Genomic DNA, 14,351 nt, shown 5'->3' with positions numbered 1-14,351 from the left:
TCGCGGTACCGATAAAAACAATAAGGGCGGAATTCTCCGCCCTTGATTTATTCCAGCTGCTGCAGCTCGCCCTGCTTGCTTACCCGCCAACGGTGCTCGCAAAAGAACAGCAGCGGATTATCCTGCTTGCTGTCGCTGTAACCGCTGTACAGCTTCAGCGGCGCACCAAGTCGCTGCTCGAGCTGCACTACTTTCTGCGCCCCCAGGCAGCGCAAGGTCAAGACCCATCCGCCGCAGCGGCGCGTGATGCGGCTGCCAATCAACCGCACCCGCGGCAGAAATGCCGAATCGCGATACACCTGCTCCACCAGCCGTTCCGGCGAGCCGGTAATTAACCACACCTCGGCATCGTGCTCCTCCAGGTACTGCCGCAGCCGCATTTGCACCACCGGAAATGCGGTCACCTTCTGGCGGAAAGCCTCGATAAACTGCCGTTCCAGCACCTTCAGCGTCGCTTCGGCACGCCCGAAGGTAATTGCCCACAGCAGCAGGCTCATCGGCCAACGCGCGGCTCGCCCCAGCAGCAGCAACGCCAACCCGATCGGCAGCAGCAGCGGTATCACCAGCAGCAGGTTCAGCGGCAAACGGCGCAGCAGAAAACGCAAGAAACTGCCGAACATATCCTCCTGATGCAGGGTGCCGTCCAGATCGAAAAAGACCACGCGGCGCCCCTCTGCGGCCGGTTGTTGCTGCTTGTCGCTCAAACGCTACTCCTCGGGATCGTCGAACCCCATCATCCAGGTGAAGAGAAAACCGGCGATAATCGTAATCAGCATCCCCGCCAGATACAACATCACCTTACCTGAGACAATGGTCAACGCCAAAGGCAGCCCCGAAATGCCGAAGGTGATTACCGTCGCCACCTTCCAGTAGCTGATGAGCGCACCGCCGACCGCCCCGCCGAGGCAGGCGCCGATAAACGGCCGCCCCAGCGGCAGCGTCACCCCGAAGATCAGCGGCTCGCCGATGCCGAGAATGCCGACCGGCAACGCCCCTTTGATCACCTTCTTCAGCCGCACGTTGCGGGTTTTCAACAGCACCGCCAGCGCCGCCCCCACCTGACCGACGCCGGCCATCGCCAGGATCGGCAGCAGCGGGTTGGAACCGTGCGCCTGCACCAGCTCGACGTGGATCGGCACCAGTCCCTGATGCAGGCCGGAGAGCACCAGCGGCAGGAACAGCCCCGAGAGCAGCGCTCCCACCAGCAGCCCGCCCTTGTCGATCGCCAGATTGGCACCGTGGGCGATGGCGTCGGAGATAATGCCGCCGATCGGCTGCAGAATCAGGATCGCCAGCGAGGCGGTGACCAACGTGGTCAGCAGTGGATTGAGGATCAGTTCGACCGACTCCGGCAACAGCGTGCGCAGGCGTTTCTCCACCCAGCACATTAACGCCACCACCAGCAGCACGGCGATCACTCCGCCGCGCCCCGGCTGCAGCGCCTCGCCGAACAAGGTGATCTGCGCCAACGCCGGGCTGGAGAGAATGCCGGCCATGACGCCGCCCATCGCCTGAGAGCCGCCGAACACCCGTGCGGCGTTAACCCCGACCAAAATGTTCATGATGGCGAATACCGCGCTGCCGAAGATCGCCAACAGCCCCAGCACGTTCGGGTAGTCCACCGCCAGCTGGCCGGCGATGTCTGGCCGTTTCAGCAGGTTGATGATGCCAGTGATCAGGCCCGAGGCGATAAACGCCGGGATCAGCGGAATAAAGACATCGGCCAGCTTTTTCAGCGCGCCGCTCATCGGCGCAGCGTATTTTTGCTTGGCCTGCACCTTGGTGCGGGCCGCGTCACCGACGGCGACGACGGGCTGCGCGCTGCCGCCCAGCAATTCGCGCATGGCGTCCACCACCTTGGCGGCGGCGCCCGGGCCGACGATAAACTGATGCTGCTCACCCTGTTTGATATAGCCCTTCACGCCGGGCAGCTGCCTGAGGGCGGCCAGATCCAGGCGCTGCTCGTCTCTGACCTCGACGCGCACTCGCGTCATGCAGTTCTCCAGTTTGAGGATATTGCCCTCGCCCCCCACACCCGCCAGGATCTGTGTCGCCAATGCCGTTGTCTTGTCCATCGCCGCCCCCACAGTGAATTAACGCGCCAGCGCTGCGCGCAGATAGCCGTCGTGCCGCTGCAGCCGCTGCTGCGCCTCTTCGGCGCTGACGCCGGCTAAAATCATCAGGATCGCCGGTTTGACTTCGAAGCCGGTCTGCGCCAGCGCCGCCTCTGCCTGAGCGCGTTCGGCGCCGGTCGCCTCCACCACGATGCGGCAGGCGCGATCCACCAGTTTGACGTTGGTGGCCTTCACGTCCACCATCAGGTTCTGGTAAACCTTACCCAGCTTGACCATCGCACCGGTCGACAGCATGTTGAGCACCAGCTTCTGCGCAGTGCCGGATTTCAGGCGCGTCGAGCCGGTCAGGGCCTCTGGCCCCACCACCGGCGAAATCGCCACCTGCGCTTCGTGCGCGATCGGCGAATCCGGGTTGCAGGAGATGGCCGCCGTCGGGCAGCCCAGCCCGCGCGCATAGCGCAGTGCGCCAATCACATAAGGCGTGCGCCCGGAGGCCGCCAACCCCACCACCATATCGATGGCGCTGAGGTTCAGCGCCCGGAGATCGGCTTCGCCCAAAGCTTCGTCGTCTTCCGCCCCTTCCACCGCTTTGAGCAGCGCGCCCGGCCCGCCGGCGATCAGCCCCACTACCACGCCGTGCGGCACGCCGAAGGTCGGCGGGCACTCGGAGGCATCCAGCACGCCCAGGCGGCCGCTGGTGCCGGCGCCCAAATAAATCAGCCGCCCACCGGCCTTCAACGCCGCCGCAGCCAAATCGACCGCCTGCGCAATCGCCGGCAGCACCTTTTCAATCGCCTCCGGCACCTTGCGGTCTTCCTGGTTAAAGCAGCGGACCATCTCCAGCGTCGACATCTCATCCAGCCCCATGGTGGCCGGGTTGCGGGTTTCCGATACCAGTGCGCCTAAGTTCATCTGTTCACCTTTGAATTTTTAATTCACAAAATTAAATCAATATTTGAATATTTTATTCAACAAAGCGAGCGCTATTTGCTATTTTAACGACGAGCTCACAAAAATTTTCACCGCGCGTTTTCGCCCTCTGCGTGGCAAAATGGCCGCTGGTTTCCAGGGAAAGAACAATGAGTACCCTTCTGCGCATTCGCCAAATGTATCCGACACTGGCGCAAAACGACCGCAAGCTGGCGGATTTTTTGCTGAACAACGCCGAGCAGGCGCGCCATCTCAGCTCGCAAAAGCTGGCCCAGCTGGCCGGCATCAGCCAGTCGAGCGTGGTGAAGTTCGCCCAAAAGCTGGGCTATAAAGGTTTCCCGGCGTTGAAGCTGGCGCTGAGCGAGACGCTGGCCCAGCCGCAGGCCGAACCGGTAGTGACCGTTCACAACCACATCCTCAGCAGCGACACGCTGAAAACCGTTGGTGAAAAGCTATTGGCGGAAAAGCAGGCGGCGCTGCGCGCGACGCTGGACATCAACAGCGAAGAGCGGCTTCATCAGGCGCTGGACATGCTTCGCCAGGCGCGCCGGGTGATGCTGATCGGCATCGGCGCTTCCGGGCTGGTGGCCAAGGATTTTTCCTTCAAGCTGCTGAAGATCGGCGTGATGGCGGTGGCCGAAGCGGACATGCACGTTCAGCTGGCGGCGGTGCAGGCGCTGGACAAACGCGATCTGCTGCTGGCTATCTCCTTCAGCGGCGAACGGCGTGAAATCAATCTGGCGGCGGAAGAGGCGCGCCAGGCCGGCGCCAGGGTGTTGGCGCTGACCAGCTTCTCTCCCAACGGTCTGCAGCAACGCGCCGATCACTGCCTCTATACCATCGCCGAAGAGCCCCACACCCGCAGTGCGGCCATCTCCTCCAGCACGGCCCAGTTCGCCCTCACCGACCTGTTGTTTATGGCCCTGATCCAGCACGATCTCGATCATGCCCGCGATCGCATCAAACACAGCGAACAGTTAATGAAAAAGTTAGTTTAACCGGTATAATCGCCGCTGCGAAAAATACCCCTGTTAATAATGAGAGATACGCCATGGCCCTGCTAATCACACGCAAATGTATCAACTGCGACATGTGCGAGCCGGAATGCCCAAACCAGGCGATTTCGATGGGCGATGAGATTTATCAGATCGATACCGATCGCTGCACCGAGTGCATCGGCCATTACGATACGCCGACCTGCCAGCAGGTTTGCCCGATCGACAACACCATCATCACCGATCCGCAGCATCGCGAGACCAACGAACAGCTGTGGGACAAGTTTGTGGTGCTGCACCACGCCGATCGCATTTAATCCGCCGCAGGACTGACAAGGGCGCCACAGGCGCCCTTGCTATTTTCAGCTTTCTACGATCACCGTCGCGCAGGCATAGCGCCGTTCGTCGGCCAGCGAAACGTGGATCGCGGTGACCCCCATCTCCCCCGCCAGCTCGGCGGCGCGGCCGTGCAAACGAATATTCGGCTTGCCCAACGCATCGTTGAACACTTCGAACTGATTGAACGCCAGGCCGTTGCGAATGCCGGTGCCGAACGCCTTGGCGGCGGCCTCTTTCACCGCGAAGCGTTTGGCCAGAAAGCGAATCGGCTGCTGGTGCTGCTGATACAGCGCCCACTCGGCATCGCTCAGCACGCGGCGCGCCAGACGATCGCCGCTGCGCTCCACCACCGCTTCGATACGCGCCATCTCGACGATGTCGGTACCCAGCCCGAGCACCGCCATTACCGGCGCGCTTCCCGCATCAGCACTTTCATGTCGGCAACCGCGGCCGGCAGCCCGCTCATCACCGCCTGGCCGATAATCGCATGGCCGATGTTCAGCTCGTGCATTTCCGGCAGCGCGGCAATCGGCTGCACGTTGTGATAGGTCAGGCCGTGGCCGGCGTTGACCTTCAGCCCCTTCTCGGCCGCGTAGGCGGCGGCTACCGCGATGCGGCGCAGTTCGGCCTGTACCGCCAGCTCGCCCTGCGCTTCGGCGTAGGCGCCGGTGTGGATCTCGATATAGGGTGCGCCCACCGCCACCGCCGCGTCGATCTGGCGATGATCGGGATCGATGAACAGCGAGACCAGAATGCCCGCCTGCGCCAGGCGCTCAACCGCCACGCTCATTTTGTCCAGCTGGCCGGCGACGTCCAGGCCGCCTTCGGTGGTCACTTCTTCGCGCTTTTCCGGCACCAGGCAGCAGAAATGCGGCTTCAGCTCAATGGCGATATCCAGCATCTCGTCGGTCACCGCCATCTCCAGATTCATGCGCGTCTGGATGGTCTGGCGCAGCAGGCGCACGTCGCGGTCGGTGATGTGGCGGCGATCTTCGCGCAGATGCACGGTAATGCCGTCGGCCCCCGCCTGTTCGGCAATGAACGCCGCCTGAACCGGATCCGGGTATTGGGTTCCGCGCGCGTTACGTAACGTGGCGATGTGATCGATATTGACGCCCAGCAGCAAATCAGCCATGACAACCTCTAAATACGATTTTCAGTGCCAGCAGTTTACACGCGGGCGCAGGGCGGCAAAAGGGGAAAAGGTCAGGCGTCGTCGACCGGCGTATTCGGCTGTTTGCGCACGAACTGGCGGAACAGTTCGCGGCTCTTCAACGGCTTGCCGCCGAGGTAGGGTTTCAGCGCCATGCGGGTGAAACGCTTGGCGGCACGCAGCGTCTCGGCATCGGGAAACTGACGCTCTGCCAGCGCGCGCAGTTCGCGCCCGGTGAAGCTGTAGTGATCCACCACCAGGCTGGCGATAAAGCCTTTCTCTTCGCGGTAACGATAGGTCATGGCGTCATCCACCGGCAGGCCGCTGCCGGCGCAGTGCAGGAAATCGAGGCCGTAGCCCAGGTGGTGCAGCAAGGCCAGCTCGAACTGACGCAGCGCCTGTTCGGGCGAGCTGTCTTCCGCCGCCAGCGCCTGCAGGCATTGCAGATAGTCGAAGAACAGCACCGAGTAGTTGGTTTCCTGCTCGAGCACGCGCGCCAGCAGTTCGTTCACGTACAGCCCGCTGTAAAGCATCATGCCGCTGAGGGGTAAACCGAGGGAGACCGCTTCGGCATTGCGCAGCGTTTTCACTTCGCCGCGGCCGCCCCAGCGCACTAACAGGGGGGTAAAGGGCTGCAGGCAACCCTTCAGATTGGAGCGGCGGCTGCGCGCGCCTTTCGCCAGCAAGCGCACCCGCCCATGACCTTCGGTAAACAGATCCAGCATCAGACTGGTTTCACTGTACGGCCGCCCATGCAGGACGAAAGCGCGCTCCCAGCCGTCCACGGATCGTTACTTCAGATCGTCAACATAGCCCAGGCTGCGCAGCGCACGTTCGTCGTCCGCCCAACCGGATTTCACTTTCACCCACAGCTCCAGATGCACTTTGGCGTCGAACATCTTTTCCATGTCCTGCCGCGCTTCGATGCCGATGGTTTTGATCTTGGCGCCTTTGTTGCCGATGACCATTTTCTTCTGGCCTTCGCGCTCGACCAGGATCAGGCCGTGCACATCGTAGCCGCCGCGATCGTTAGCCACGAACTGTTCGATTTCTACCGTCACCGAATAGGGCAGCTCTTCGCCCAGGAAACGCATCAGCTTCTCGCGGATGATCTCGGACGCCATAAAACGCTGGGAGCGATCGGTGATGTAGTCTTCCGGGAAGTGGTGTTCCGCTTCCGGCAGCAGCTTGCGCACGATGCCGGCGATGGTGTCGACGTTCATCCCTTTCTCGGCGGAGATAGGCACCACGTCGAGGAAATTCATCTGCTGGCTGAGGAACGCGATGTGCGGCAACAGCTTGGATTTGTCGGTGACGTTATCGACCTTGTTGATCGCCAGCAATACCGGGCAGCGCAGGCTGCGCAGCTTGTTGACCACCATTTCGTCGTCGGCGGTCCAGTTGGTGCCTTCGACCACGAAGATCACCAGTTCGACGTCGCCGATCGAGCTGCTGGCCGCGCGGTTCATCAAGCGGTTGATGGCGCGTTTTTCTTCGATGTGCAGCCCTGGGGTGTCGACGTAGATCGCCTGATAGGCGCCATCGGTGTCGATGCCCATGATACGGTGACGGGTCGTCTGCGGCTTACGCGACGTAATGGAAACCTTCTGCCCCAGCAGTTGGTTCAGCAACGTCGATTTGCCCACGTTCGGGCGGCCGACAATGGCGATAAACCCGCAGTGTTGTTTTACTTCGCTCATTCAAGCTCCAGCTTTTTCAGCGCTTGTTCCGCTGCCGCCTGCTCGGCTTTACGGCGGCTCGAGCCGGTACCCACTACGGGCTCGCTCAAACCACTCACCTGGCAGTGGATGGTAAACTCCTGGTCGTGCGCTTCTCCGCGAACCTGCACCACCAAATAAGAAGGCAACGGCAGATGACGCCCCTGCAAAAACTCCTGCAAACGGGTTTTCGGGTCTTTCTGCTTATCACCGGGGCTGATTTCGTCCAACCGGCTGCGATACCAGTCCAAAATCAGACGCTCGACGGTCTGGATGTCGCTGTCCAGGAACACGCCGCCGATCAATGCCTCCACCGTATCCGCCAGGATTGACTCGCGGCGGAACCCACCACTTTTCAATTCGCCCGGCCCAAGCCGCAGACATTCGCCCAGATCAAACTCGCGCGCCATCTCCGCCAACGTATTGCCGCGCACCAGCGTGGCGCGCATGCGGCTCATGTCGCCCTCGTCTACGCGAGGAAAGCGGTGATAGAGCGCATTGGCGATGACAAAGCTCAGAATCGAGTCACCCAGAAACTCAAGACGTTCATTGTGTTTACTGCTGGCACTGCGGTGAGTCAAAGCCTGCAGTAAAAGCTCCTGCTGTTGAAAAGTGTAGCCCAGCTTCCGCTGCAGCCTGTTTATTACGATGGGGTTCATGAGTTACCAATAGATCAAGAATGCGTCAAAAACTTGCAGCATACGGAACAGGCCTGCTTCGCCGAAAGCCGATCCAAAGCTGTTTCGTTTGCAGTGGCTCCCAGCAGGGGCCAACTTTTTATCGCTCGAGAAAGTATTCTACAACGAGTGGAAACATAATGCTGTGTTTATATCCCCTTAATCTTTCACGCCGCAGTAGGCTGCGGCGTGAAATTAACAGGGAATCAGTCAGCGATTAATGAATACCGCCGATCCGGCTGAAACGCACGCCGGTAGGCCACTCACCTTCCTGCTTTTCAAAGCTCATCCAGATGGCCGTGGCTTTACCCACCAGATTCTTCTCCGGCACAAAGCCCCAGTAACGGCTGTCCGCGCTGTTGTCGCGGTTGTCGCCCATCATGAAGTAATGCCCAGCCGGCACCACCCACTCCGCCAGCGGTTTGCCCGGCTGTTGGTAGTAAGCGCCCACCCGATCCTGCGCGTCCGGCACGGTCAGGATGCGATGCGTGACGTTGCCGAGGCTTTCCTGGCGCTCACGCATGCGAATGCCGCCGGGCGGCACGTTATCGCTCAGCGGGATTTGGTAGAAGCCGTTGCTGGCCTCGCCCATGCCGCTGCGGCTGAATAACTGCACGAAGTCGCTCGGCTGCGCGTCGGCGTAAGTCACGGCCAGCGCGGTATCGCAGGACTGACCGCTGTTGCAGGACGGCTGCACCGTAACGCGCTTATTCACCGGATCGTAAGTAATACGGTCGCCCGGCAGGCCAATCACGCGCTTGATATAATCCAGTTTCGGATCCAGCGGATATTTAAATACCGCAATATCGCCGCGCTTCGGATGACCGGTTTCAATGAGTGTGGTCTGGGTAATCGGATCTTTAATGCCGTAGGCATATTTCTCCACCAGAATGAAATCGCCAATCAACAGCGTCGGCATCATTGAGCCGGACGGGATCTGGAACGGTTCGTAAATAAACGAACGCACCACAAAGACCAGCAACAGCACCGGGAACACCGATGCGCCAGTCTCTACCCAACCAGGCTGCTTCGCCACTTTCGCCAGCGTTTTATCGTCTACGGCGCCCGCGGTCTGCTCGTTGACCGCCGCGATCTTCGCGCGGCGGGCCGGCGCCCATTTAAAGCGCTCGAAGCACCAGATGATCCCGGTGACCAGGGTGGCCAACGCCAGGATCAGGGCAAACATATTCGCCATGCAAACTCCCTCGTTTCGCGAACTCGTCGCGGTTACTTGCCGTCTTTACCGACGTGCAGAATGGCCAGGAACGCTTCCTGCGGCAGCTCGACGTTGCCGACCTGCTTCATGCGTTTCTTACCGTCTTTCTGTTTCTGCAGCAGCTTTTTCTTACGGCTGACGTCACCGCCGTAGCATTTCGCCAGCACGTTTTTACGCAACTGCTTCACGGTCGAACGCGCGATGATGTGCGTGCCGATCGCCGCCTGAATCGCGATGTCGAACTGCTGGCGCGGGATCAGCTCTTTCATCTTCTCCACCAATTCACGGCCTCGGTACTGCGAGTTGTCGCGGTGGGTGATCAGCGCCAGCGCATCCACGCGCTCGTTGTTGATCAGTACGTCCACGCGCACCATGTCGGAGGCCTGGAAGCGCTTGAAGTTGTAATCCAGCGACGCATAACCGCGCGACGTGGACTTCAGACGGTCGAAGAAGTCGAGCACCACTTCCGCCATCGGGATTTCATAGGTCAACGCCACCTGATTGCCGTGGTAAACCATGTTGGTCTGCACGCCGCGCTTCTCAACGCACAGGGTGATGACGTTACCCAGGTATTCCTGCGGCATCAGCATGTGACATTCGGCGATCGGCTCGCGCAGTTCCTGGATGTTGTTCAACGGCGGTAGCTTGGACGGGCTGTCGACGTAGATCACTTCTTTGCCGGTGGTTTCCACTTCGTAGACTACCGTCGGCGCAGTGGTGATCAGATCCAGATCGTATTCACGCTCCAGACGCTCCTGAATGATCTCCATGTGCAGCAGGCCGAGGAAGCCGCAGCGGAAACCAAAGCCCAACGCGGTGGAGCTTTCCGGCTCGTAGAACAGGGAGGCGTCGTTGAGGCTCAGTTTGCCCAGCGCATCGCGGAAGGATTCATAGTCGTCGGAGCTGATCGGGAACAGACCGGCGTACACCTGCGGCTTCACTTTCTTGAAGCCCGGCAGCGCTTTATCCGCAGGCTGACGCGCCTGGGTCAGGGTATCGCCCACCGGCGCGCCGAGGATGTCTTTGATCGCACAGACCAGCCAGCCCACTTCGCCGCAGTTCAGCACGTCGCGATCGACCTGCTTCGGCGTGAAGATGCCCAAACGATCGGCGTTGTACACCTGGCCGGTGCTCATGACCTTGATCTTGTCGCCCTTGCGCAGCGTCCCGTTCTTGACGCGCACCAGAGACACGACGCCCAGGTAGTTATCGAACCAGGAGTCGATGATCAGCGCCTGCAGCGGCGCATCCGGATCGCCCTGCGGCGGCGGGATGTCGCGCACCAGGCGCTCCAGCACCTCGGGCACGCCGACGCCGGTTTTGGCCGAGCAGCGCACCGCATCGGTAGCGTCGATGCCGACGATGTCTTCGATTTCCTGCGCGGCGCGATCCGGATCGGCGGCCGGCAGGTCAATCTTGTTCAGTACCGGCACCACTTCCAGATCCATTTCGATCGCGGTGTAGCAGTTGGCCAGCGTCTGGGCTTCTACGCCCTGACCGGCATCCACCACCAGCAGCGCGCCTTCGCAGGCCGCCAGCGAGCGGGAAACTTCATAGGAGAAGTCAACGTGGCCGGGGGTGTCGATAAAGTTGAGTTGATAGGTCTGCCCATCCAGCGCCTTATAATCCAGCGTCACGCTCTGCGCTTTGATGGTGATGCCGCGCTCGCGCTCCAGATCCATGGAATCGAGCACCTGCGCGGCCATTTCACGGTCGGACAAGCCACCGCAGATTTGGATAATGCGGTCAGACAGCGTCGACTTACCGTGGTCAATATGGGCAATAATGGAGAAATTTCGTATATGCTTCATTATAAAAGTTTTTCTGCCTTGGTATTTCTGAATTACTCGCCTATAGAAACCCGCATGGACCTAAAGCGACAGTGAATGGGTGAGGCCGTCTTGCACCTGAATCGCTGCATTCTACATGCCACACCACTGAAAACCTAGCGATCGGTGCAGTGAAGGCATTCTATTATGCGCCGCTAAATGTTACAGGGCACCCCGGCGGGTGAAAACAGATGTTAACACGGGAGATACGGCCTGAACCCAAGGCTTGCAGGCGCTCCGTGGCCATGAAACTCCGGCGCTAATACATAACCGACCGCCGCGCAATAAACCCCTTCTGAAATTATAGAAAAAGAATATTTGGATCAATCTCTTAGAATTCAATTTTGCCTCACTCCCTTTAGGAAAAACCCCATATACGCCACCACCGCCCCTCGGATAGAAAGGGCATGAACTCCGCGACAAAACATTATTCAGGGCACTACATCGGCAGCCCACCGGGGTTCGGCAGCATATCTGCGTACGTTGATTGGAAGGTGCATATGATCGATAAAGGGCAAATGCTGAGCCGGCACGATTTTTCAAAGGTCAACTGGGGCATTCTGGCGGCGGCGGCGCTGCTGTTTAGCGTGGGGGCGGCGCTGTTGGTTCTGCCGCTGCTGAGCAGCATTGATGAGAGCGAGGTCATCACGCTGTTGCAGGCCGGCGCGGGCACGGTTTTACTCGGCTGTACGCTGCTGGCGCTACGGCATTATCTGCGTCCGACGCTGACCTATCGCCTGTACGAGCACGGCGTGCGAGTCTTTGACGGCCACCATCACAAAGAGCGTTTCATCCCGTTTGAGAAGATCGGCGACATCTATCGCTTTCGCGGCGGCAAGGCTTTTGGCGGGCTGTTTGACGTCACGGCGTTCCGCGCCGGCGCGGATCAGCCCTGGTGCACGGTTTTCAGCAATATCGCCCATTCGTGGCGGCTGGCGGACGTGATCGTCGACCAACAGCTGCAGCAGCGCGGGCCGCTGGCGTTGAATGCGCTCTATCAGGGGGAGGTGGTGCCGTTTCACACCGTTGAGGGCGACGCGCGCTGGCTATGGCAGCTGCTGCTGGGCAAGCGGCAAGGCACACCGACCGAAACGCTGCGGCTGAGCGCCACCTTGCTGACCACGGAACGGGGAAACGTGCCGATCGAGCAGATCCGCGCGTTGGAAAACCATCCGCAACGCGGCATCCGTTTGCTCGACGGCCAGGGAAATGTACTGTTCGCGATTAACTACGATTCGCTGCTCAGCGCCGATCTGTTCATCGCGCTGCTGGAGCATATGATCCACAACCGCATCCCCGCCTATCACAACCCGGCGATGACGCGGCCGTCGGTTTAAATCAGCGGGGAGTTTTCCGCCTGCATGCGCATCGCGGTAGGCGGCAACCCAATCTGCAGCACCACCGGCTGGTAATCGGCCTGCTCGCCCAGGCGCCGGGCCAACCGGCGCGCCAGCATAAAGGCCGCCCCGCCGCCCAGTACGGCACCGACTGCCGCCGAGGCGTCGCTGCCGAAACAATATTGCAGCAACGTGCCGCCCAGCATCATGCCCAGCAGTGGCGTCAGGTAAACCAACATGGCGGAGCGCAGCAGGCTGCCTTCCGCAATGCCGACTTCAACGCGCTGCCCCGGTTCGAGCGGCTGATCGATATGCACCTGCAGCTGATGCTCGGTTTCCGGCACCAGCTCGTTCAGCGCACGCGCGCCGCAGCCGGAGCGCGCAGTGCAGCTGCCGCAGCCGGCCTTGGGTTCACAGCGCAGCAGCGCTACGCCCTGTTGCCACGAAACCACCGTGGCCCACTCTTTCATCATTACGGCGATACCTTGAAAGAAATGCTGTCGGCGATGCGCTTGGCCGTAGCCGGCGGCAATTCGCCCACGATAGTGATTTCGTTGCCCGCTCGCACTTCGGTCTGAATGGTGCGGCGCCCCTGACGATAATACTGCTGCCCGGCTCCGCTGCCCGCCGGGCTGACGTTGACCGAGAAGCTGAACAGGCCGTCACTGTAGAGCCGGGATTCAACCGGCACGGCGACGTTCGGCAATTTGCGGCGATTACGCGCCACCTCGTCCACCCCGGCCGGCAGCCAGCCGGTGCTCCAGCTGAGCTGGACGTTTTCTACCGCCGGCAGCGACAGCAGCGGCGGCAGGTTGGCCTTGAGCAGCCCCTGCATCGCGCCCTGCACATCGGCGCCGACCGCGAAGGAGATCACCCGATATTGCTCCAGCGTTTCGCCGTCGCGATCGAGCAGATCCACCCGCAGCGGCAGCTTGGTGTCCTCGTCCATCCAGACGATGTAGCTGTAGCGGGAACCGTCGCGCGCCACCACGCGCAGCACTTCACACGGCCGATCGGCGATGCGGGTGCTGCCCACGGAGATAAAGTCGTAGTACTTGGCCAGGCGGGTGAAATCGGCATAGACGATCGCCGGCAGCGCATCGACGATGTGATCGCCGGTGAGCGTGAACGGCTCCAGGCCAGGTTCGAAGTAGCTGATCCCGCCGCCGCGCTGCAACACTTCGCGGCGCGGGCCGTCCATATGCAACAGCTGGCCGAGCGGCACGTTGCCGATCACCGCATGGCGATAGCGCAACGACTCGATTCCCTGCTTGCTGATGCTGATGTAGGCGAGCTCGTAATTGAGAGAACGGCTGGCGCTGCTCATCTGTTGCAATAACGCCCCGGACGCAGTTGGCTGCGCCGGGGCGATGCTGGAATAGAGCAGGCTGCCCGTCAATAAACAAACGGAGAACCAGATTTGCTTCATTACTGCTGTTGCGTTCCTAAAGACTGAGTTCCGGGAACCTGAATGGCAGCCTGTTGTGGGTTGCCTTGCTCAAGCTGCAGCTGATCCGAATGCAGGCGACGTTGCAGTTCATAGTCCTGCAGCATGGCGTTGATACGCTTGCGCTGTTCCTGCACCTGCTGCTGTTGGCCGCTGCCGGTAGAGAAACTGTCGGCAGGCACGCCCAGGCTGACCGGCGAGGCCTGGCCCATGATCGGCAGCGTGGTGAAGGCCGGCGATTCGGACGCGTTCGATGGCGTAGCAGGCTGGTTATAGTGCTGTACGCCGACGATCACCGCCAGAGACACGCAGGCAGCCATACCGATTTGCGTAATCTGGCTCGCCCAAGGACGTATTTTGTCCCAGAACGGCATTTTCTGCCAGGTGTGAGGCTGCGGCTGAGATTCCTGAACGGCGGAAGGCACCAGCCGGGCGGGTTCTTTCTCAAGTGCAGCGGCTACGCGATCGGCGATGTCGAGATGCATCACTTGCCCGACATCACCTCGCAGTGTGTCACGTATCAGGTGATAGCTCTGCCAGCTTTGTTGAAGCGTTCGATCTTGCGACAGAGAACTCAACAGCTCGCTGTCGAACGATTCACCATCCATCAGAGCGGAAAGCTTTTCTTTCTGCAT

General features: G+C 60.6%; 16 protein-coding genes. 3 read left to right on the top strand and 13 right to left on the bottom strand.

Translation table 11 applies throughout. From position 1 onward, the window contains the following. Positions 1 to 47: 47 nt before the first annotated feature. From yfhb to murQ, 3 genes are read right to left on the bottom strand one after another with little or no spacing between them, the layout of a single operon-like run. Entirely contained in the window at positions 48 to 704 is a 657-nt protein-coding gene (gene yfhb / locus ACYF6X_RS01640; protein ID WP_063990560.1) for a phosphatidylglycerophosphatase C, read from the bottom strand. Between the two features lie 3 nt (positions 705 to 707). After that, on the bottom strand, positions 708 to 2,075 hold the full coding sequence (locus ACYF6X_RS01635) for a PTS transporter subunit EIIC (RefSeq protein WP_130018131.1): 1,368 nt from the start codon (positions 2,073 to 2,075) through the stop codon (positions 708 to 710). Positions 2,076 to 2,093: 18 nt separating this feature from the next. Further along, entirely contained in the window at positions 2,094 to 2,987 is an 894-nt protein-coding gene (gene murQ, locus ACYF6X_RS01630; protein WP_063990562.1) for an N-acetylmuramic acid 6-phosphate etherase, read from the bottom strand. A 167-nt stretch (positions 2,988 to 3,154) separates the two neighbouring features. On the opposite strand from murQ, the gene ACYF6X_RS01625 reads away from it, so the two are divergent. After that, positions 3,155 to 4,003, top strand: a complete 849-nt coding sequence (locus ACYF6X_RS01625; RefSeq protein WP_016929788.1) for a MurR/RpiR family transcriptional regulator — start codon at positions 3,155 to 3,157, stop codon at positions 4,001 to 4,003. Positions 4,004 to 4,056: 53 nt separating this feature from the next. Then, a complete protein-coding gene (locus ACYF6X_RS01620) occupies positions 4,057 to 4,317 on the top strand; it encodes a YfhL family 4Fe-4S dicluster ferredoxin (RefSeq protein ID WP_039568565.1) in 261 nt (86 codons plus the stop codon). A 45-nt stretch (positions 4,318 to 4,362) separates the two neighbouring features. On the opposite strand, the gene acpS is transcribed toward ACYF6X_RS01620, so the two are convergent. The 7 genes from acpS to lepA form a co-directional block, all read right to left on the bottom strand. Beyond that, a complete protein-coding gene (gene acpS / locus ACYF6X_RS01615) occupies positions 4,363 to 4,743 on the bottom strand; it encodes a holo-ACP synthase (RefSeq protein WP_004929169.1) in 381 nt (126 codons plus the stop codon). Further along, positions 4,743 to 5,474 carry a pyridoxine 5'-phosphate synthase gene (gene pdxJ, locus ACYF6X_RS01610; protein ID WP_025303943.1) on the bottom strand — a complete coding sequence of 244 codons (732 nt, stop codon included), beginning with the start codon at positions 5,472 to 5,474 and terminating at the stop codon, positions 4,743 to 4,745. The genes acpS and pdxJ overlap by 1 nt, the downstream gene beginning before the upstream one ends. 71 nt (positions 5,475 to 5,545) lie before the next feature. Further along, positions 5,546 to 6,277 (bottom strand): DNA repair protein RecO, encoded by a 732-nt coding sequence (gene recO, locus ACYF6X_RS01605; protein ID WP_004929165.1) that lies wholly within the window; start codon positions 6,275 to 6,277, stop codon positions 5,546 to 5,548. Between the two features lie 6 nt (positions 6,278 to 6,283). Next, positions 6,284 to 7,192, bottom strand: coding sequence for a GTPase Era (era, locus tag ACYF6X_RS01600; RefSeq protein WP_025303944.1), 909 nt, complete (start codon positions 7,190 to 7,192; stop codon positions 6,284 to 6,286). Then, positions 7,189 to 7,869 (bottom strand): ribonuclease III, encoded by a 681-nt coding sequence (gene rnc, locus ACYF6X_RS01595; RefSeq protein ID WP_004929158.1) that lies wholly within the window; start codon positions 7,867 to 7,869, stop codon positions 7,189 to 7,191. Before rnc ends, era begins: the two co-directional genes overlap by 4 nt. Positions 7,870 to 8,104: 235 nt before the next feature. Beyond that, complete coding sequence (lepB, locus tag ACYF6X_RS01590; protein ID WP_063990602.1) at positions 8,105 to 9,082, bottom strand: signal peptidase I; 978 nt, start codon at positions 9,080 to 9,082, stop codon at positions 8,105 to 8,107. Positions 9,083 to 9,114: 32 nt separating this feature from the next. Then, positions 9,115 to 10,914: a translation elongation factor 4 gene (gene lepA, locus ACYF6X_RS01585; protein ID WP_060423862.1), complete on the bottom strand. Its 1,800-nt coding sequence runs from the start codon at positions 10,912 to 10,914 to the stop codon at positions 9,115 to 9,117. Between the two features lie 518 nt (positions 10,915 to 11,432). On the opposite strand from lepA, the gene ACYF6X_RS01580 reads away from it, so the two are divergent. Then, positions 11,433 to 12,269, top strand: a complete 837-nt coding sequence (locus tag ACYF6X_RS01580) for a hypothetical protein (RefSeq protein WP_130018130.1) — start codon at positions 11,433 to 11,435, stop codon at positions 12,267 to 12,269. On the opposite strand, the gene rseC is transcribed toward ACYF6X_RS01580, so the two are convergent. The 3 genes from rseC to rseA are packed head-to-tail and all read right to left on the bottom strand — an operon-like array spanning position 12,266 to position 14,351. Continuing rightward, a complete protein-coding gene (gene rseC, locus ACYF6X_RS01575; protein WP_004929144.1) occupies positions 12,266 to 12,742 on the bottom strand; it encodes a SoxR-reducing system protein RseC in 477 nt (158 codons plus the stop codon). The two genes, ACYF6X_RS01580 and rseC, sit on opposite strands and share 4 nt — an antisense overlap. Next, entirely contained in the window at positions 12,742 to 13,698 is a 957-nt protein-coding gene (gene rseB / locus ACYF6X_RS01570; protein ID WP_025303948.1) for a sigma-E factor regulatory protein RseB, read from the bottom strand. Before rseB ends, rseC begins: the two co-directional genes overlap by 1 nt. Next, entirely contained in the window at positions 13,698 to 14,351 is a 654-nt protein-coding gene (rseA, locus tag ACYF6X_RS01565) for an anti-sigma-E factor RseA (RefSeq protein WP_130018129.1), read from the bottom strand. Before rseA ends, rseB begins: the two co-directional genes overlap by 1 nt.

It is taken from the genome of Serratia sp. ID 25-353, from assembly GCF_054792795.1.
The sequence above is the reverse complement of the archived record's forward strand: the minus strand, read 5'-3'. Positions and strand labels throughout refer to the sequence as shown.